This is a genomic window from Pseudomonas oryzihabitans (assembly GCF_001518815.1).
Lineage (GTDB): Bacteria > Pseudomonadota > Gammaproteobacteria > Pseudomonadales > Pseudomonadaceae > Chryseomonas > Chryseomonas oryzihabitans_E.
The window spans coordinates 624,632-642,793 of record NZ_CP013987.1; the positions used below are offsets into that span (position 1 = coordinate 624,632).

17 protein-coding genes are annotated in these 18,162 nt (G+C 66.4%); 6 read left to right on the plus strand and 11 right to left on the minus strand.

The annotated features are described in order from the left end of the window. Positions 1-89 precede the first annotated feature (89 nt). The 11 genes from purD to APT59_RS02955 form a co-directional block, all read right to left on the minus strand. Positions 90-1,373, minus strand: a complete 1,284-nt coding sequence (gene purD, locus APT59_RS02905; protein ID WP_059313469.1) for a phosphoribosylamine--glycine ligase — start codon at positions 1,371-1,373, stop codon at positions 90-92. A gap of 89 nt (positions 1,374-1,462) precedes the next feature. Beyond that, positions 1,463-3,055: a bifunctional phosphoribosylaminoimidazolecarboxamide formyltransferase/IMP cyclohydrolase gene (gene purH, locus APT59_RS02910; protein WP_059316814.1), complete on the minus strand. Its 1,593-nt coding sequence runs from the start codon at positions 3,053-3,055 to the stop codon at positions 1,463-1,465. A 66-nt stretch (positions 3,056-3,121) separates the two neighbouring features. Next, a complete protein-coding gene (gene fis / locus APT59_RS02915; RefSeq protein ID WP_059313470.1) occupies positions 3,122-3,439 on the minus strand; it encodes a DNA-binding transcriptional regulator Fis in 318 nt (105 codons plus the stop codon). Continuing rightward, positions 3,436-4,428: a tRNA dihydrouridine synthase DusB gene (gene dusB / locus APT59_RS02920; RefSeq protein WP_059313471.1), complete on the minus strand. Its 993-nt coding sequence runs from the start codon at positions 4,426-4,428 to the stop codon at positions 3,436-3,438. The genes fis and dusB overlap by 4 nt, the downstream gene beginning before the upstream one ends. A gap of 155 nt (positions 4,429-4,583) precedes the next feature. After that, positions 4,584-5,987 carry a DUF3426 domain-containing protein gene (locus APT59_RS02925; protein ID WP_059313472.1) on the minus strand — a complete coding sequence of 468 codons (1,404 nt, stop codon included), beginning with the start codon at positions 5,985-5,987 and terminating at the stop codon, positions 4,584-4,586. A gap of 110 nt (positions 5,988-6,097) precedes the next feature. Continuing rightward, positions 6,098-6,973, minus strand: a complete 876-nt coding sequence (gene prmA / locus APT59_RS02930; protein WP_059313473.1) for a 50S ribosomal protein L11 methyltransferase — start codon at positions 6,971-6,973, stop codon at positions 6,098-6,100. A gap of 94 nt (positions 6,974-7,067) precedes the next feature. After that, positions 7,068-8,414, minus strand: a complete 1,347-nt coding sequence (gene accC, locus APT59_RS02935) for an acetyl-CoA carboxylase biotin carboxylase subunit (protein WP_059313474.1) — start codon at positions 8,412-8,414, stop codon at positions 7,068-7,070. A gap of 16 nt (positions 8,415-8,430) precedes the next feature. Beyond that, positions 8,431-8,895 carry an acetyl-CoA carboxylase biotin carboxyl carrier protein gene (gene accB / locus APT59_RS02940; RefSeq protein WP_059313475.1) on the minus strand — a complete coding sequence of 155 codons (465 nt, stop codon included), beginning with the start codon at positions 8,893-8,895 and terminating at the stop codon, positions 8,431-8,433. A 53-nt stretch (positions 8,896-8,948) separates the two neighbouring features. Then, entirely contained in the window at positions 8,949-9,395 is a 447-nt protein-coding gene (gene aroQ / locus APT59_RS02945; RefSeq protein ID WP_059313476.1) for a type II 3-dehydroquinate dehydratase, read from the minus strand. Positions 9,396-9,511: 116 nt separating this feature from the next. Further along, positions 9,512-11,275: a protein-disulfide reductase DsbD gene (gene dsbD, locus APT59_RS02950; RefSeq protein ID WP_059313477.1), complete on the minus strand. Its 1,764-nt coding sequence runs from the start codon at positions 11,273-11,275 to the stop codon at positions 9,512-9,514. A 56-nt stretch (positions 11,276-11,331) separates the two neighbouring features. Further along, positions 11,332-12,951, minus strand: a complete 1,620-nt coding sequence (locus APT59_RS02955; protein WP_059316815.1) for a response regulator — start codon at positions 12,949-12,951, stop codon at positions 11,332-11,334. 268 nt (positions 12,952-13,219) lie between these two features. Between APT59_RS02955 and APT59_RS02960 the strand changes: the two genes are divergently transcribed. The 6 genes from APT59_RS02960 to APT59_RS02985 all read left to right on the plus strand — a co-directional run bounded on the left by APT59_RS02960 (position 13,220) and on the right by APT59_RS02985 (position 18,154). Continuing rightward, a complete protein-coding gene (locus APT59_RS02960; protein ID WP_059313478.1) occupies positions 13,220-14,236 on the plus strand; it encodes a DUF2333 family protein in 1,017 nt (338 codons plus the stop codon). After that, a complete protein-coding gene (locus APT59_RS02965) occupies positions 14,236-14,787 on the plus strand; it encodes an NUDIX hydrolase (protein WP_059313479.1) in 552 nt (183 codons plus the stop codon). The genes APT59_RS02960 and APT59_RS02965 overlap by 1 nt, the downstream gene beginning before the upstream one ends. A gap of 144 nt (positions 14,788-14,931) precedes the next feature. Continuing rightward, on the plus strand, positions 14,932-15,276 hold the full coding sequence (locus tag APT59_RS02970; protein ID WP_059313480.1) for a translation initiation factor Sui1: 345 nt from the start codon (positions 14,932-14,934) through the stop codon (positions 15,274-15,276). Positions 15,277-15,362: 86 nt separating this feature from the next. Then, positions 15,363-17,276: an arginine decarboxylase gene (speA, locus tag APT59_RS02975; protein WP_059313481.1), complete on the plus strand. Its 1,914-nt coding sequence runs from the start codon at positions 15,363-15,365 to the stop codon at positions 17,274-17,276. 63 nt (positions 17,277-17,339) lie between these two features. Continuing rightward, a complete protein-coding gene (locus APT59_RS02980) occupies positions 17,340-17,594 on the plus strand; it encodes a hypothetical protein (protein ID WP_059313482.1) in 255 nt (84 codons plus the stop codon). After that, on the plus strand, positions 17,591-18,154 hold the full coding sequence (locus tag APT59_RS02985) for a lipocalin family protein (RefSeq protein ID WP_059313483.1): 564 nt from the start codon (positions 17,591-17,593) through the stop codon (positions 18,152-18,154). The genes APT59_RS02980 and APT59_RS02985 overlap by 4 nt, the downstream gene beginning before the upstream one ends. Positions 18,155-18,162: the final 8 nt, after the last annotated feature.

An 18,162-nucleotide genomic window follows, 5' to 3' on the forward strand; every position in this document is an offset into this window, starting at 1 on the left:
GTTCCCTTCGCGGATGCGGACGTCGAGTATAGATCAGCCCGTCACGTCTGTTGACGTAACAGTGTAACAGGCTGATCCCAGGGTGAGCTTCACTGTCGCTCGCGGGCGATGGCGCGGTAGCCGATGTCGCTACGGTAGAAGCAGCCATTCCAGGAGACTTCCTGGGCCAGGGCATAGGCATTCTGCTGGGCGGCGGAGACCGTTTCGCCCAGCGCCGTGGCGCAAAGTACCCGACCGCCGGCTGTCACCACCTGACCATCGCGCAGCGCGGTACCGGCCTGGAACACCTTGCCCGGCAGGGTCGCGGCAGCATCGAGACCGGCGATGACATCACCCTTGGCGTAGTCACCCGGGTACCCGCCCGCGGCGAGGACGATGCCCAGGCTCGGTCGTGGATCCCAGCAGGCCTCGATCTTGTCGAGGGCCTCGGCCAGGGCGGCCTCCACCAGCAGCACCAGGCTGGACTGCAGGCGCAGCATCACCGGCTGGGTCTCGGGATCACCGAAACGGCAGTTGAATTCGATGACCTTGGGTGCACCGCTCTGATCGATCATCAGGCCGGCATAGAGGAAGCCGGTATAGACGTTGCCTTCACTGGCCATGCCGGCCACGGTGGGCTCGATGATCTCGCGCATGACCCGGGCATGGACCTCGGGGGTGACGACCGGCGCGGGGGAGTAGGCGCCCATGCCGCCGGTGTTGGGACCGCTGTCGCCGTCGCCGACGCGCTTGTGGTCCTGGCTGGTTGCCATGGGCAGCACGTTCTTGCCGTCGACCATGACGATGAAGCTGGCTTCCTCGCCGTCGAGGAACTCCTCGATCACCACCCGCGCACCGGCATCGCCGAAGGCATTGCCGGAAAGCATGTCCCGCACGGCTTCCTCGGCTTCGGCCAGGGTCATGGCGACGATCACGCCCTTGCCGGCAGCCAGGCCGTCGGCCTTGATCACGATGGGCGCACCCTGCTCGCGCAGATAGGCCAGGGCCGGCTCCACCTCGGTGAAGTTGGCATAGGCGGCGGTGGGGATCTGGTGCCGGGCCAGGAAATCCTTGGTGAAGGCCTTGGAGCCTTCCAGCTGGGCAGCGCCGGCGGTGGGGCCGAAGCAGGGCAGGCCGCGGCTGCGGAACAGGTCGACCACCCCGGCCACCAGCGGCGCCTCGGGGCCGACGATGGTCAGCTCGACATTCGCGGCGGCGAAGTCGGCCAGTTGCTCCAGGGCCAGGACGTCGAGAGCGACGTTCTCGCACTTGGCCTCGGTGGCGGTGCCGGCGTTGCCGGGGGCGACGTAGACCTTGGTGACCCGCGTGTCCTGGGCGACTTTCCAGGCCAGGGCGTGTTCGCGGCCACCGCTACCGATGATGAGTACGTTCATGAAGCTTTCCTCTGGGCGGACCGCACGCAGCCGTCCACCCTTGACAGTGGGATCGACGGCCAGGGCGCAGGGCCCGGCCGTGGCGGACCTTAGTGGCGGAAGTGGCGCATGCCGGTGAAGACCATGGCGATGCCCGCTTCGTCCGCGGCGGCGATGACTTCGGCGTCGCGCATGGAGCCGCCCGGCTGGATCACCGCGGTGATGCCATTGGCCGCGGCGTTGTCGATGCCGTCACGGAAGGGGAAGAAGGCGTCCGACGCCATGACCGCACCCGCCACCGCCAAGCCGGCGTGCTCGGCCTTGATGGCGGCGATGCGCGCCGAGTTGACGCGGCTCATCTGGCCGGCGCCGATACCGACGGTCTGCTGGTCCTTGGCGTAGACGATGGCATTGGATTTGACGAACTTGGCCACCTTCCAGGCGAAGATCAGGTCCTGCAGTTCCTGCTCGCTGGGCGCGCGCTGGGTCACCACCTTGAGGTCGTCGGCGGTGATAATGGCGATGTCGCGGCTCTGCACCAGCAGACCACCATTGACGCGCTTGAGGTCCAGGCCGGGCTTGCGCTCGGCGGGCCACTCGCCGCACTCCAGCAGGCGGACGTTGGCCTTGGCCGCCACCACGTCGCGGGCTTCGGCGCTGACGCGCGGTGCGATGATCACCTCGACGAACTGGCGCTCGACGATGGCACGGGCGGTGTCGGCGTCCAGCTCGCGGTTGAAGGCGATGATGCCGCCAAAGGCCGACTCGCTGTCGGTGGCATAGGCCAGTTCATAGGCCTGGCGCAGGTCACCGGCCACGGCCACGCCGCAGGGGTTGGCGTGCTTGACGATGACGCAGGCCGGCTGGTCGTAGCTCTTCACGGTTTCCAGGGCGGCATCGGTGTCGGCGACATTGTTGAAGGACAGTTCCTTGCCCTGCAGCTGGGTGGCGGTCGCCACGCAAGCTTCGCTGGCGTGCTCGACATAGAAGGCCGCCTGCTGGTGCGGGTTCTCGCCGTATCTCATGTCCTGCGCCTTGATGAACTGGGCGCTGAAGGTGCGCGGGAAGGCGGCACGGCCTTCGGTGGACAGGGTCTCGGCCTGCTGGTCGATGCTGCCCAGGTAGTTGGCGATCATGCCGTCGTAGGCGGCGGTGTGTTCGAAGGCCTTGAGCGCGAGGTCGAAGCGCTGGGCGTAGGTCAGGCCGCCGGCCTTGAGGTCGTCGAGGATCGCCGCGTAGTCGCTGGCGTTGACCACGATGGCGACGTCCTTGTGGTTCTTGGCCGCGCTGCGGACCATGGTCGGACCGCCGATGTCGATGTTCTCGATGGCATCGGTCAGGCTGCAGCCGGGTTTGGCCACGGTGGCGGCGAAGGGATAGAGGTTGACCGCGACCAGGTCGATCGGGCGAATACCGTGTTCGCTCATGACCTCGTGGTCGACGCCGCGACGACCGAGGATGCCACCGTGGATCTTCGGGTGCAGGGTCTTGACGCGGCCGTCCATCATTTCCGGGAAGCCGGTGTAGTCGGCGACTTCCAGCGCCGGGATGCCCTCGTCGCGCAAGAGCTTGTAGGTACCGCCGGTGGACAGGATTTCCACACCGATGGCCGCGAGTTCACGGGCGAAGTCGACGACGCCCGTCTTGTCGGACACGCTGATCAGCGCACGGCGGACGGGGAGGCGAGAGGTCTGGTCGGTCATGGTCATGTCCATCAGGAGGGGAAAGACCGCCGGTCAAGCCCTCTGGGCCGCCGGCGAGGAGGCGGATCAGAGCAGGTCGTACTGCTTGAGCTTCTTGCGCAGGGTGCCGCGATTGAGCCCGAGCATCTCCGACGCCTTGGTCTGGTTGCCCTTGACGTAATTCATCACGCTTTCGAGCAGGGGTGCTTCCACTTCGCAGAGCACCATGTTGTAGACGTCGGTCACCGGCTGCCCATCGAGATGGGCGAAGTAGCTGCGCAGCGCCTTTTCCACGCTGTCGCGCAGCGTCTGGCCCTCTTGCAGGGGGGCGGTCAGGTGCTGCTTGAGGTCGCCGTTGTCACTCACGGGCGCTGTTCCAGTCAAAGTCTCGGTCATCGAATTCATGCCACCTGCTTCCCGATCGGGGGCTGCGCGAAAAACGCGCGAATGCTGGCGTGCTGGGCTTGAGTGTCTTGTAGTCGGTTGAACTGGGCGCGCGATTCCGCTGCGCCCGGACGGTCGGCCAGGTACCAGCCGACGTGCTTGCGGGCGATGCGCACGCCCATTTCCGGGCCATAGAAGGCATGCAGGGCGTCCAGATGCTCCAGCAGGATGGCTGCCACCTCGGCATCGCTGGGCGCTGCCAGGTGTTCACCGGTCGCCAGGTAATGGGCGATCTCGCGAAAGATCCAGGGCCGGCCCTGGGCCGCGCGGCCGATCAGCAGGCCGTCGCAGCGGGTATGCTCGAGCACCGCCCGAGCCTTTTCCGGGCTGTCGATGTCGCCGTTGGCGAACACCGGGATGCCTACCGCCTGCTTGATGGCCGCGATGGTGTCGTACTCGGCGGCGCCGAGGAACCTATCGTCCCGGGTGCGGCCATGTACGGCCAGTGCCTGGATGCCGGCCGCCTCGGCCAGCTGCGCGATGCGCAGGCCGTTGCGATTCTCGGGATCCCAGCCGGTGCGGATCTTCAGGGTCACGGGTACATCCACCGCGGCCACCACGGCGGCGAGGATTTCGGCCACCAGGGCCTCGTCCTTCATCAGTGCGGAGCCGGCGGCCTTGTTGCAGACCTTTTTCGCCGGGCAGCCCATGTTGATGTCGATGATCTGGGCGCCCAGTTCGACATTGCGCTGCGCCGCCTCGGCCAGCATCGCCGGGTCGCCGCCGGCGATCTGCACCGAACGTGGCTCCTGCTCGCTGGCATGGATCAGGCGCAGCCGCGACTTGCGGCTGTCATAGAGACGCACGTCACTGGTCACCATTTCCGACACGGCCATGCCGGCGCCGAGCGCGAGGCACAGGCGGCGGAAGGGCAGGTCGGTGACCCCGGCCATGGGCGCGAGAATCAGCGAGTTGGGCAAGGTATAAGGGCCGATGCGTACCATCGACATATCTTTTTCCCTGGCGAATAGGCGCCTGTTCCGCCTGCGCCGGAAACCGGCCGCGGACAGGGGCTGCTGTGCTTGAAAAGGGTTGGGAATGATACCCGCTCGACGCCTCCGGATAAAGCGCGAGTTGGCTAGTTTATGAGCAATTCACCCCGGGCCTACTCTGGCGAGAAGAAGCTCAGACTATAGTTCACCGCCCGCGGACCAGGGTCGAGAATGTCCAGGGCGATATGGATCGGCGTCTGCGGCGGCATCTCGTCCTGGCCCTTGAGTTCGCCGTTCAGGTACTCGCCCGGCTTGAAACGACGGCTCGCGAGCAGCTGGCCGTTGAGGTCGGCGAAGCGCAATTCGAGCAGCGGGAACGGCTGGGAGAAGGGCGCGCGGTTGTAGAGGATGGCATCGACGCGCAGGGCGCCGGAAAACTGCGGATGGCTGCGTACCACCAGGTTGCTGCTGCGGATCTGCTGGACATCGACCTTGGACGGCACCTTGCAGCCCAGGCTGGCGCAGGCCTGGACGAACAGCGGTCGATAGCTGTCCTGCCGCGCCAGTTCGTCGAAGTGGTAGTAGACATACTGACCAGCCAGCCCGAGCAGTGCCAGCAGGCAGAGCAGCGCCCACAGCAGGCGCCGGCCCCAGTGGGGGCGCTCCTGGCGACTGTCCAGCTGCAGCGGCTCGTCGTGCAGGTCGACCAGGGGGTCGTCCTGCCACTCCGGCTCGCTGCGAAGAGCGGTCGCCGACTTGGCCGGTAACGTCTCGTCTTCGATATCGCGGTCGGCGCTGAGCGGCTCGGGCGTGGGCTCCTGCCAATCGTCCAGGCGGCCCAGGCCGGGCTCGGCCCGCTCGTCCTCGTCAGCCTCGACCGCGCCGAGTGCCGGCTCCTGGCGTTCGCGAGCGGGTGCGGTCAGGGGAGCGGGCGGCGGCGCCGGTGCGGGTTTCAGCGGCGCCGCCAAAGCCGCGGCAGGCCGTGGGCTGATGACGGGCTCAACGGGTTCGGGCTCCGGTGCCAGCTCCGGTTCTGGTTCTGGCTCGAAGGTCGATGCGGGCACCGACTCGGGTTCCGCGTCGAGCGAGAGATCGGATTCGGCCTGCAGCCTCAAGGGTTCCGGCTCCGGGTCGCGTGCGGTGGACAGCGCGCCGATCGACGGCAGTTCGAAGGCGTCCTCGTCTTCCTGGGAGCGACGAGCGGCCAGCCCTTGTGCCGGGGCGGGCTCTTCCCGCGGGGCGATCACGGCCGGTGGTGCTGCCGGCGCGACGGGCGTGCGGCGCTGCTCTTCCAGGGCGCTCAGGCGAGCGACCTCGGCATCCAGCTCCAGGTGGCTCAGGTCCAGTTCGTCGTGCGGCCAGGCGGCTTCGCTCGACGTCCGCGTGGGCTCGGCCATCGGGGCGGGTGCCACCGGGGCGGCTTCCGGCGCCGTCAGCGGCGCGGCCTGGTTGCTGGCATTGAACACTTCCAGGCAGACGCCACAGCGTACGTCGCCGTCAGCGGCGGCCAGGTGTTCCTGGGTGACGCGGAAGCGGGTATGGCAATGCGGGCACTGGGCGACGAGGGATTCGGTCATGGCGAGGCGACAGCCAGGGAATTTAAGCGCGCTAGTGTACCCGAAGGCCCTGGCGAAAGAAGGGCCTCTACCGGGCCGCCGGTTGAGCGGACCGCTAGAGGCGCAGGCGGTCAGCGGCGACGAGTGCCGCTGATGCGGACCCAGCCATCCAGGGTGGCGGTAGGTTCCAGGTCGAAGCAGCCGGCGTAGGCGGTACGCACGTCCTCGGCTTGCTCGGCGAGGATGCCGGAGAGGGCCAGGCGGCCACCGATGCGGGTCAGGCGGGTGATCTGCTCGGCCAGGCCGACCAGCGGACCGGCGAGGATGTTGGCCACCACTACGTCGGCCTGCTCGCCTGGCAGGTCGGCGGGGAGATACAGAGGAAAACGCGCCGGGTCGATGCCATTGCGGTTGGCATTCTCCCGCGAGGCTTCCAGGGCCTGGACATCAATGTCGGTGCCCACCGCGCGCTCGGCGCCCAGCAGCAGGGCGGCAATGGCGAGGATGCCCGAGCCGCAGCCGAAATCCAGCACCTGGCGCCCCTCGACCGGCTCGCCGTCCAGCCATTGCAGGCACAGCGAGGTGGTGGGGTGGGTACCGGTGCCGAAGGCCAGGCCCGGGTCGAGCAGCAGGTTGACCGCCGCCGGCTCCGGCGCCTCGTGCCAGCTGGGCACGATCCACAGCCGCTGGCCGAAGCGCATGGGCTGGAAGTTGTCCATCCAGCTGCGCTCCCATTCCTGGTCTTCCAGGCGCTCCACCTCGTAGACGAGGCCGTTGGCCAGGAGCTGCACGCGCTGTTCCAGCGTCTCGGCATCGGTATCGCCTTCGAACAGCGCCAGCAGATGGGTCTGGGACCACAGCGGGGTGGTGCCGAGGTCAGGCTCGAAGATCGGCTGGTCCTCGGCGTCCATGAAGGTCACCGAGACGGCACCCAATTCGAGCATGAGGTCTTCATAGGTTTCCGCCTGGGCGGGGGTGAGGGCGAGGCGGACTTGCAGCCAGGACATGGTGGGCTACCTGAATCGGGTCAAAGCGGGGAGGGTAAATGAAAACGGGCTGCCCGAGGGCAGCCCGTTCGCTGAATCAAAGGTCGTCATGCACTCAGTGGCGCATGCCGAGCTTCTTCTCCAGATAGTGGATGTTCACCGCGCCCTGGCCGAAGGCCTGGTCGCGGGTCAGCATCCGGTGCAGATCGGCGTTGGTCTTGATGCCGTCGACGATCAGCTCGTCCAGGGCGTTGCGCATCCGGGCCATGGCCTCTTCGCGCGTCTTGCCCCAGGTGATCAGCTTGGCGATCAGCGAATCGTAGTTCGGCGGAACCTTGTAGCCGCTGTACAGGTGCGAATCCACCCGTACGCCGTTGCCGCCCGGCGCATGGAAATGCTTGACCAGGCCCGGGGAGGGCATGAAGGTCTTGGGGTCTTCGGCGTTGATCCGGCACTCGATGGCGTGGCCGGTGATCTTGATGTCTTCCTGCTTGATCGACAGCGGGTTGCCAGCGGCGATGCTGAGCATCTCCTTGACGATGTCGACGCCAGTGATCATCTCGGTCACCGGATGTTCCACCTGTACGCGGGTGTTCATCTCGATGAAGTAGAAGCGACCGTCTTCGTAGAGGAACTCGAAGGTACCCGCGCCACGGTAGCCGATGTCGATGCAGGCCTTGACGCAGCGCGCCAGGACTTCCTCGCGGGCCTTCTCGTCGATCTGGGGCGCAGGCGCCTCCTCGATCACCTTCTGGTGACGACGCTGCAGCGAGCAGTCGCGATCGTAGAGGTGCACGGCGTTGCCCTGGCCGTCGGATAGGACCTGGACTTCCACGTGACGCGGATTGCCGAGGAACTTCTCCATGTAGACCATGGAGTTGCCAAAGGCGGCGCCGGCTTCGGTCTGGGTCAGCTTGATCGACTTGATCAGCTCGGCCTCGTCCTCGACCACGCGCATGCCACGACCACCACCGCCACCGGCGGCCTTGATGATCACCGGATAGCCGACTTCGCGGCCGATGCGCAGGCACTCGGCCTCGTCATCCGGCAGGGCGCCGTCGGAGCCCGGTACGGTGGGCACGCCGGCCTGCTTCATGGCGTTCTTGGCGGATACCTTGTCGCCCATCAGGCGAATCACGTCGGCGGTGGGGCCGACGAAGGCGAAACCGGACTGCTCCACCTGCTCGGCGAAATCGGCGTTCTCGGCGAGAAAGCCGTAGCCGGGGTGGATGGCGGTGGCACCGGTGACTTCCGCGGCACTGATGATGGCCGGGATGTTCAGGTAGGACAGGGGCGAGGGGGCCGGGCCGATGCACACCGATTCGTCGGCGAGGGACAGATGCATCAGTTCGCGGTCGGCGGTGGAGTGAACCGCCACCGTCTTGATGCCCAGCTCCTTGCAGGCACGCACCACGCGCAGGGCGATTTCCCCGCGGTTGGCGATCAGGACTTTTTCCAGCATCGTGGGCTCCACGGGCTTAGACAATGGTGAACAGCGGCTGGTCGAATTCGACGGGCTGACCGTTCTCGACCAGCACCTGGCCGATGGTGCCGCTGGCTTCGGCTTCGATGTGGTTCATCATCTTCATGGCTTCGACGATGCACAGGATGTCGCCTTTCTTCACCTGCTGGCCGACTTCGACGAAGGCCGGGGTGGTGGGCGAGGACGCGCGGTAGAAGGTGCCGACCATGGGCGAGCGAGCCACGTTACCAGTCAGTTGCGGAGCGGCGGCTTCGGTAGCCGGCGCAGCAGCGGCCGGAGCGGCAGCCGCAGCCGGCGCGGCGACCGGCGCGGGGGCGGCGGCGTAGACGGTCTGCATGCCCTGGTTGCGGCCGGTGTTGCGGCTGATGCGGACGGACTCTTCGCCTTCGCGGATTTCCAGCTCGTCGATACCGGACTCTTCCAGCAATTCGATCAGTTTCTTGACTTTACGGATGTCCATTGGCGTTGGCTCTCCCCTCGGGTTCAGGTGATGTTCTGGATATTGGGTCGCGCTCAGCCGCGGGCGGCGAGCTGTTCGCAGGCGGCTTCCAGCGCCAGGCGATAGCCACTGGCGCCGAGTCCGCAGATGACACCGACCGCCACATCGGAAAAATAGGAGTGGTGGCGGAAGGCTTCGCGCTTGTGCACGTTCGACAGGTGCACTTCGATGAATGGGATGCTCACCGCGAGCAAGGCGTCACGTAGGGCGACACTGGTATGGGTGAAGGCAGCCGGATTGATCAGGATGAAATCCACCCCTTCGTCGCGCGCGGCGTGGATGCGCTCGATCAGCAGGTGCTCGGCGTTGCTTTGCAGGTGGTCCAGGCGATGCCCTGCCGCGCTGGCGCGGGCTTCGAGATCGGCGTTGATCTGCGCCAGGGTGGTAGCCCCGTAGACGCCCGGCTCGCGGGTTCCCAGCAGATTCAGGTTGGGCCCGTGCAGTACCAGCAGATGCGCCATAGCCACTTGCCTCGCGATTTCGCAACCAGATTGGCCGCGGACTATGCCGCAACCTGAGGTGACTGTCCAGTCGCTAGACGTTTGCCGGAAATGCCAGCACGTTGGGCGAAATTCTTTTAATCGCTGGCGATAAGCCTTTTCACCTCGCCCAGTCGGGCAAGAAAGCCCGCGGCGTCGATTTCGCCGACGATGCGACCCTTTGCCTGTTCGTGGCCGTTGGCAGCATAGAACAGGATCGCGGGTGGGCCGAACAGGCCTCGCTGTTGCAGCCACTGCCGCTGTTCCCGGGTGCTTTGCGTCATATCGAAGCGGATCAGCTCGAAGTCCCTGAGTTGCGCCTGGATCTCGGGGTTGCCAAATACCTCGCGCTCAATGACCTTGCAGCTGATGCACCAGTCGGCGTAGACGTCCACCAGCACTGGGCGGCCTTGTCCAACGCTGGCAGCCAGGGCCGCCGGATCGCTCAGGCTACGTAGGCCATCCTCGCGTGCGACCACCGCCGGCCGGGCGGACTCGCCCAGGGGGCGCAGCGGATCGCTGGCACCACGCAGGGCCCCGATACCCGCCGCCACGCCGTATACAACCAGTGCCAGGCCGGCCAGTTGCAACAGGCGTTGGCGAGGGGGCTTGGGTACGAATTCCAGCGCACCAAGAAACAGTCCGACCCCGGCGGCCAGCAGGCCCCAGGCCGCCAGCGCCAGCGGCCCGGGCAGCAGCCGTTCGAGCAGCCATAGCGCCACGGCCAGCAGGAGCACTCCGAAGGCATTGCGCATACCCACCAGCCAGCCCCCGCTCCGCGGCAACAGGGCCCCGCCGCCGGCAGCGATCAGAATCAGCGGGGTGCCCATGCCCAGGCCTAGGGCGAAGAGGGCCAGTCCGCCGCCGAGCCAGTCGGCGGTGCTGCTGATATAGAGCAGCAGTCCCGCCAGGGGCGCCGAGACGCAGGGCGAGACGATCAGGCTGGACAGCACGCCGAGGGTAGCCGCGCCGCCGAGGGAGCCGCCCCGGGTACCACTGGCCAGGTGCTCCAGGCGATCGCGCAGGACCGCCGGCAGGCGCAGCTCGAAAAGGCCGAACATGGCCAGGGCGAACAGCAGGAACAACAGGGCGAAGGGGACCAGCACCCAGGCCGACTGCAGTTGCGCCTGCAGGTTGAGGCTGGCGCCGAAGACTCCCATGAGCGCGCCCAGGGCGGCGAAACTCAGCGCCATGGGTATCACATAGGCCAGCGCCAGCAACAGGCCACGACCCGGGCGCGCCTTGCCGGCCAGGACCACGGCCGAGACGATGGGCAGCATCGGCAGTACGCAGGGGGTGAAGGTCAGGCCGAGGCCAGCCAGGAAGGCCAGCAGGATTCTTTTCCACCACCCCTGGTCGAGAACGGGGGTCTCACCCGCTGGGCTCGCGGCGGGCGAGGCCACGGGGCCGGTAATCTCGAGGGTACGGGTTTCCGGTGGATAGCAAAGACCGCGATCGGCGCAGCCCTGGTAGGTGACCCTTATCCGACCGCCTCGGTCGGGCGCCAGGGACAGGGGGATGTCGACGCCCGCGTGATAGACCTGGACGTCGCCGAACCATTCGTCGTGCTTGGGCTCACCGGGCGGTAGGACCACCGGCGCGGTCAGCAGGCCGGGGTCGGCGTCGAAGGCGAAGCGCTGACGATAGAGGTAGTAGCCCTCGGCGATGGTGAAGCGCAGCACGCTACGACCGTTGGCGTCGCGCCGCTGCTCCAGGCGAAAGGCCTGATCCACCGGCAGGAATTGCTGGCTGGGGCGCTGGCCGCCGAGGCCCAGGTCCGCCGCCGGTCGTGGCGCGTCGAACAGGCCGGCGGTGGCGGGCAGGGTCAGCAGCAGGGTGAGCAGGAACAGCAGGGCACGCATGGTCATCTCGATGATCGGCAGCGGCCGATCATAGCAGAGGCATCCGGCCCGCCAGACTAGCTCTGGCCGTACTGGCGCACGCAGTTGCGTCCGGCATGCTTGGCGGCGTAGAGGGCTTCGTCCGCCTGCTTGGCCAGCAGCGACATCTCCTGATCGGGCTGCAGCTGCGCCACGCCAGCGCTGAAGGTGCAGCTGAGTTCCTTGGGCGGCGCCGGGTAGTGGATCTCGGCGAAGCGCTGGCGGATCTCGTCGATCAGGCGGGTGGCGGTGGCCAGGTCGGTGTCGGGCAGGACGATGGCGAATTCCTCGCCGCCATAACGGCCGATGTGGTCGGACTTGCGCAGCCGCTGCTTGAGAAACAGCGCCAGACTCTTGATCACCCGATCGCCCATGGGGTGACCATAGTGGTCGTTGACCTGCTTGAAATGGTCGATATCCAGCATGGCGAAGGTGATCGGCCGCTGGCTGCGCCGGGCGCGGAAGCAGGCGTCCTCCAGCAGCTGCAGGGTGTGGGTGTGGTTGTACAGGCCGGTAAGGCTGTCCTGGACGATGCGCGCTTGCAAGCTGCGCGCCCGAGCGGCGCGGGTGCGCACCGTGGCGATCAGGTGGCGCGGCTTGATCGGCTTGGTGAGGAAGTCGTCGCCCCCTTCGCTCATGGCGTCCAGCTGCTTGTCGAGGTCGTCCTCGGCCGACAGGTAGATGATGGGCACGCTGACGTAGCGCTCGTGCTGGCGGATGACCTTGGCCAGTTCGGTGCCGGTGCACTCGGGCATGTACATGTCGAGGATGATCAGATCAGGTACGAATTCGGCCAGGTGGGCCATCACCGCGCCGGGCTGCATGAGGGTGCGGGTGACGATGCCGGCGCTGTTGAGCGCCATCTCCGTGGCCATGGCCTGGGCGCGGGAGTCGTCCACCACCAGGGCGCGGATCGGATCGTAGTAGACGGTGCGGGTGAGGGTCTCGATCTTTTCCAGCAGGCGCGCCGAATCCAGGGTGCCGGTGTAGAACTCCTGGCCACCGGCGCGCACCGCCGCCAGGCGAAAGGGGGTATCGGCCTCCTGGTGGCTGTAGAACAGCACCGGCAGCTTGCGCTCGAGACCGTTCTGGGCCTCCAGGGCCAACCGGATGCCGACGCCCGGGCCACCGAAGTCCACGTCCATGACGATGACCGCCGGGTGGCGGCTGTCCATCATCGACCGGAAGTCGTCGGCGTTGTGGATGATCTGGATGGTGACGCCGAAGTATTCCATCTGCGGCGCCAGGCGCTCGGCGCGTTCGGTGTCGAGCAGAGCGATGTAGATCGGCTTGCGCAGCGGTGGCAGGTTGGTGGTTTCGAGCTGATCGCCCTGGCGCAGGCCGGTGCGCGACAGGCTCTGCATGGCCTGGCTGAGTTCGGTGATGGCCTGGCTGTTGAGACGCCCGCGATTGGCGGCGACCTGGGCCAGGGTCCCGCCAATGGTCTCGGCGAGATCGGCATGCCCCTGCTGTTCGAAGCGCTTCGCGTATTGCAGGAGGCGGGCATTGGCGTCGCTCAGCTCGGCAAGGCTGCCATTCGTCCATTCGTCCCGTTGCAACCGCTGCCAGATCTCCAGCACCTGGCGCGACTGATGGATGACCCGCTGGGCGAAGTGCAGCTTGAGGCGGTCCCGGTTCGGATCATCTGGTTCGCTCACGAATTGTTCCGTCATTCTTGAGGTGGTGGCCCTATGCTACCAATTGAAACCTGGCAGGGTAGAGGCGATACCCTGGTTAGCGGCGGCTATGCCGCTTGCACGGACACTGTCTGTCGCTTCTGGAGTAGCGTCTGTCGCCTGTTACCCTAGTCTCGGAAGCGGCTGTGCACGCGCATCGTGTCCGCCTTGCCAGCGAGGGCCGCGCAACCGGCGCCGGCGGCAGGGGTCCAAGCGCCAACACCTTTGAAATCATTGCAAGGAATTGCCCATGCGGGAGTGGAACTTGAGATCGGGATGGCTCCGGCTGGTGGCAGTGCTGGTAGCGCTCTACCTGCTGGTCACCCTGGCGATAGGCTGGTACTGGAGTCGCGAGCCGGACTTCTTCCCGGTTCAGCAGCATGCCCAAGAGGCAGCTGCGGCCAGCGGTCGCAAACTGGTGCTCGGCTACACCACGGTCGAGACGCTCAAGCAGGTCGCTGGAACCCTGCTGGACAAGCCGGGCGGTTATCTCTCCAACGACATCTTCCCGCCCGGCCTGTGGCTGGACGACATGCCGTCCTGGGAATACGGCGTACTGGTGCAGACCCGCGACCTGGCCCGCGCCCTGCGCAAGGACTTCGCCCGCTCCCAGTCGCAGTCCACCGAAGACGTCGACCTGGCCCAGGCCGAGCCGCGCTTCAATTTCGACAACCACAGCTGGGCCATGCCCTCGTCGGAATCGGAATACCGTGCCGGCATCGCCTCCCTGGACCGCTACCTGGCGCGCCTGGGCGGCCAGAACACCCAGGGCCAGCAGGCTGCCTACTTCTATTCGCGCTCGGACAACCTGCGCAACTGGCTGGGTGACGTCGAGACCCGTCTGGGCTCGCTGTCCCAGCGGCTTTCCGCCAGCGTCGGTCGCGTACGCCTCGACGCCGAAGTGCGGCCGAACCAGGACATCCCCGCCGGCCAGGTGCCGGAGGTGCACGAACAGCGCGTCGAGACGCCTTGGCTGCAGATCGACAACGTCTTCTACGAGGCCCGCGGTCAGGCCTGGGCGCTGTCGCATATCCTGCGCGCCATCGAAGTGGACTTCGCCGATACCCTGGCCAAGAAGAACGCCACGGTGAACGTGCGCGAGATCATTCGTGAGCTGGAAGCGGCGCAGCAACCGGTCTGGAGTCCGATGATCCTCAACGGCAGCGGCTTCGGCATCCTGGCCAATCACTCGCTGGTGATCGCCAACTACATCTCCCGCGCCAACGCCGCCATCATCGACCTGCGCCAGCTGCTGGAACAGGGCTGATGACGATAGGGGCGCGCGAGGCGGCGCATCGTGCTGCCTCCGACCGGGAGATGGTGCTCTGGGTCGATCGCGACGATCGGATCCAGGGCCAGTTGCCGCGCGCCGAGTTGCGCGCCCGAGGTTTGATCGGGCGCTGCACCTTCATCCTGCTGTTCAACGCCGCTGGTGAGCTGTGCGTGCACCGGCGGACCCTGAGCAAGGCGCTCTATCCGGGCTACTGGGACGTCGCTGCTGGCGGCATGGTGGCGCCGGGCGAGAGCTATGCGGAGTCGGCGGCGCGGGAGCTGGCCGAGGAGCTGGGCGTCAGCGGTATAGCGCTGCGCGAGCACGGCACCTTCTACTTTGAAGAGCCGGGCAATCGACTCTGGGGCGGAGTGTTCAGCGCCTGCTGGAAGGGTCCGCTGCGCTTGCAGCCGGAAGAGGTGCTGGAAGCGCGCTTTCTCCTGCCTGCGATGATTCTCGACGAGGCACGGCGCCTGCCGTACTGTCCGGATTCCCTCGAAGCCCTGCGGCTGGTCCTCGGCCAAACGGATGTCGCATCCCTGCCTTAATTTCTCGCATTCGCGCCTTAGCATCCGGGGTCGATACTGCTACATTGCGCGGCCCCGGAATAGCGCGGCCCGTACTGGCTGGCGCTGCATCCAAGGTTTCCTCCAGGCGCCTGGCGCCTGAACCCGAACTGGGAGGACCACCCCTTGAGCAAGAAAGCCTCGTCCCTGTCGGACCTCAGCCGCCTGGTGTATTCCACCGACGTCGGCCGCATCCGTCCGGAAGAACCCCAGGCGCCGGTGCCGGCCGGTGACGGCATCGCCCGGGTCCGGCGTGAAACCAAGGGGCGTGGCGGCAAGACGGTCACCACGGTCAGTGGCGTACCCCTGGGCGAGGAAGAGCTCAAGGACCTGGCCAGTGCGCTCAAGCGCCGCTGTGGGACGGGTGGGGCGCTCAAGGATGGCGTCATCGAGATCCAGGGTGACCATGTCGACCTGCTGCTCGGCGAACTCGAAAAGCGCGGCTTCAAGACCAAGCGCTCCGGCGGCTAGGCCAGGCCTTCCCGCCTCCGCGTACAACTTACCGCCCCTGGCGGCGGTCCATCCAAAGCAAGATTCCCTACAGGAGATTCCCGCGAATGTCCCCACGACGCACGCGCAAAGATGACGGCAGCCAGTGGACCGTGGCGGACAGCCGCAGCGTCTATGGTATTCGCCACTGGGGTGCCGGCTACTTCGCCATCAGCGATGCCGGCAACGTCGAGGTCCGGCCCCACGGCCCGGACGGCCAACCGATCGACCTGCACGTATTGGTCGGCCAGCTACGCGAAGCGGGTCTGTCGCTGCCGCTGCTGGTGCGTTTCCCCGACATTCTCCAGGGCCAGGTGCGTCACCTGACGGGCGCCTTCGATCGCAACATCGAGCGCCTCGACTACCAGGGCCGCTACACCGCCCTCTATCCGATCAAGGTCAACCAGCAGGAGGCGGTGGTGGAAAACATCATCGCCACCCGCGACGTCTCCATCGGCCTGGAAGCCGGCTCCAAGCCGGAGCTGATGGCGGTGCTGGCGCTGGCGCCCAAGGGCGGCACCATCGTCTGCAACGGCTACAAGGACCGCGAATTCATCCGTCTGGCGCTGATGGGGCAGAAGCTCGGTCATAGCGTCTTCATCGTCATCGAGAAGGAATCCGAGGTCCCGTTGGTGATCGAGGAGGCGGCCGAGCTCAAGGTCACGCCCCAGGTTGGCCTGCGGGTGCGACTGTCGTCCCTGGCGTCGAGCAAATGGGCCGATACGGGTGGCGAGAAGTCCAAGTTCGGCCTCTCCGCCGCTCAGCTGCTGTCGGTGATCGAGCGCTTCCGCGCCGCCGGCCTGGAGCAGGGTGTGCGCCTGCTGCACTTCCACATGGGATCGCAGATCGCCAACCTGGCCGACTATCGCCAGGGCTTCCGCGAGGCCATCCGCTATTACGCCGAGCTGCGCGCCCTGGGCCTGCCGCTGGATCACATCGACGTCGGCGGCGGCCTGGGCGTGGACTACGACGGCACCCATTCGCGCAACGCCAGCTCCATCAACTACGACATGGATGACTACGCCGGTACCGTGGTCGGCATGCTCAAGGAATTCTGCGATCAGCAGGAATTGCCGCATCCGAACATCTTCTCGGAAAGCGGCCGTGCCATGACCGCCCACCACGCCATGCTGGTGATGCAGGTCACCGACGTCGAGCGCCACAACGACAGCGTGCCGGCCAGCGAGCGCTTCGAAGGCAAGGCCGAGGTCGTGCAGTGGCTGGCCGAGCTGCTGGGCGATACCGATCCGGAAATGGTGACCGAGACCTACTGGCGCGCCACCCAGTACGTCAGCGAAGCCGCTGCCCAGTACGCCGCGGGCAGCCTCAGCCTGGGCGACAAGGCCCTGGCCGAACAGTGCTACTTCGCCATCTGCCGTCGCCTGTACAACCAGCTCAAGGCACGTCAGCGTTCCCATCGCCAGGTGCTCGACGAGCTCAACGACAAGCTGGCCGACAAGTACATCTGCAACTTCTCCGTGTTCCAGAGCCTGCCGGACACCTGGGCCATCGACCAGATCCTGCCCATCGTGCCCCTGACCCGGCTCGACGAGGAGCCGGTGCGGCGCGCCGTGCTGCAGGACCTGACCTGTGACTCCGACGGCAAGATCAAGCAGTACGTGGACGAGCAGAGCATCGAGACCAGCCTGCCGGTGCACGAGGTGCGCGAGGGCGAGGACTACCTGCTGGCAGTGTTCCTGGTAGGTGCCTACCAGGAGATCCTCGGCGACATGCACAACCTGTTCGGCGACACCGACTCGGTGAACGTCTACCAGGATGCCGATGGCAGCGTGCGCCACGGTGGTATCGAGACTCACGACACCATCGAGGACATGCTCAGGTACGTGCACCTCTCGCCGGAAGAGCTGATGACCTACTACCGCGACAAGGTCGCCAGTGCCCGCCTCACCGCGCGCGAGCGCACCCAGTTCCTCGACGCCATGCGCCTGGGGTTGACCCGTTCCTCCTATCTCGCCAGCTGAGAAAGCGAACCCTGACGGCCGGGCGGGCTCTATAGCCTTGCCGTCAGGATGGAGGAGGCAGGTATGAAGTGGCGCATGGCGCTGTTGCTGGTGGGCAGCCTGATACTGGCCGGGTGCGGCAAGGTGACCCAGGAAAACTATTCCCGGCTCAAGGCCGGACAGACCAAGGCCGAGGTGGAGCAGATCCTGGGTGCGCCCACGGAATGCGCGGGAGCCCTGGGCGTCACCACCTGTACCTGGGGTGATCGCGGCTCCTTCATCAGCGTGCAGTATCTCAACGATAAGGTGGCGATGTTCGCCGGGCAGGGTCTGCGATGAAAACCTCTACCAAACTGTTGCTGTTGGCGGGTGCCGCCGGACTGCTCGCGGCCTGCGCCAGCGGTCCGCGTGAAGTCCCGCCGCTCACCGCCGGCAATGTCGATCTGCAGCGTTATCAGGGACACTGGTACGAACTGGCGCGGCTGCCGATGTTCTTTCAGCGCAAGTGCGCCCAGTCCGAAGCCAATTACCACGTCATGTCCGATGGCTCGGTGGCGGTGTTCAATCGCTGCCGCACCCTGAACGGCAAGGTCCAGGAGGCTACCGGTACCGCCACCCCGATCAAGCCGGGTGTGACCGACCGCCTGGAAGTGCGCTTCGACACCTGGTTCAGTGGCGTCCTGCCCAATGTGGCCAAGGGGCCCTACTGGATCCTCTACGTCGACGACGACTACAAGACTGCCCTGGTCGGCAGTCCGGATCGCAAGTACCTCTGGTTGCTGGCCCGCAAGCCTGAGATCTCCGCGGCGCAGAGCGAGAAGCTGCTGCGCATCGCCCGCGAGAAGGGCTACAACCTCAATCGTCTCGTCTGGCGCGAGACCGACGCCCACATGCCCTAACCAGGAGG

Excerpts from the sequence above, each read along its gene's own strand:
- purD (WP_059313469.1), bottom strand. The coding sequence starts at position 1,373 with ATGAACGTACTCATCATCGGTAGCGGTGGCCGCGAACACGCCCTGGCC.
- purH (WP_059316814.1), bottom strand. The coding sequence starts at position 3,055 with ATGACCGACCAGACCTCTCGCCTCCCCGTCCGCCGTGCGCTGATCAGC.
- fis (WP_059313470.1), bottom strand. The coding sequence starts at position 3,439 with ATGAATTCGATGACCGAGACTTTGACTGGAACAGCGCCCGTGAGTGAC.
- dusB (WP_059313471.1), bottom strand. The coding sequence starts at position 4,428 with ATGTCGATGGTACGCATCGGCCCTTATACCTTGCCCAACTCGCTGATT.
- APT59_RS02925 (WP_059313472.1), bottom strand. The coding sequence starts at position 5,987 with ATGACCGAATCCCTCGTCGCCCAGTGCCCGCATTGCCATACCCGCTTC.
- prmA (WP_059313473.1), bottom strand. The coding sequence starts at position 6,973 with ATGTCCTGGCTGCAAGTCCGCCTCGCCCTCACCCCCGCCCAGGCGGAA.
- accC (WP_059313474.1), bottom strand. The coding sequence starts at position 8,414 with ATGCTGGAAAAAGTCCTGATCGCCAACCGCGGGGAAATCGCCCTGCGC.
- accB (WP_059313475.1), bottom strand. The coding sequence starts at position 8,895 with ATGGACATCCGTAAAGTCAAGAAACTGATCGAATTGCTGGAAGAGTCC.
- aroQ (WP_059313476.1), bottom strand. The coding sequence starts at position 9,395 with ATGGCGCATCTGCTGGTACTGCACGGGCCCAACCTGAATCTGCTGGGA.
- dsbD (WP_059313477.1), bottom strand. The coding sequence starts at position 11,275 with ATGCGTGCCCTGCTGTTCCTGCTCACCCTGCTGCTGACCCTGCCCGCC.
- APT59_RS02960 (WP_059313478.1), top strand. The coding sequence starts at position 13,220 with ATGCGGGAGTGGAACTTGAGATCGGGATGGCTCCGGCTGGTGGCAGTG.
- APT59_RS02965 (WP_059313479.1), top strand. The coding sequence starts at position 14,236 with ATGACGATAGGGGCGCGCGAGGCGGCGCATCGTGCTGCCTCCGACCGG.
- speA (WP_059313481.1), top strand. The coding sequence starts at position 15,363 with ATGTCCCCACGACGCACGCGCAAAGATGACGGCAGCCAGTGGACCGTG.
- APT59_RS02980 (WP_059313482.1), top strand. The coding sequence starts at position 17,340 with ATGAAGTGGCGCATGGCGCTGTTGCTGGTGGGCAGCCTGATACTGGCC.
- APT59_RS02985 (WP_059313483.1), top strand. The coding sequence starts at position 17,591 with ATGAAAACCTCTACCAAACTGTTGCTGTTGGCGGGTGCCGCCGGACTG.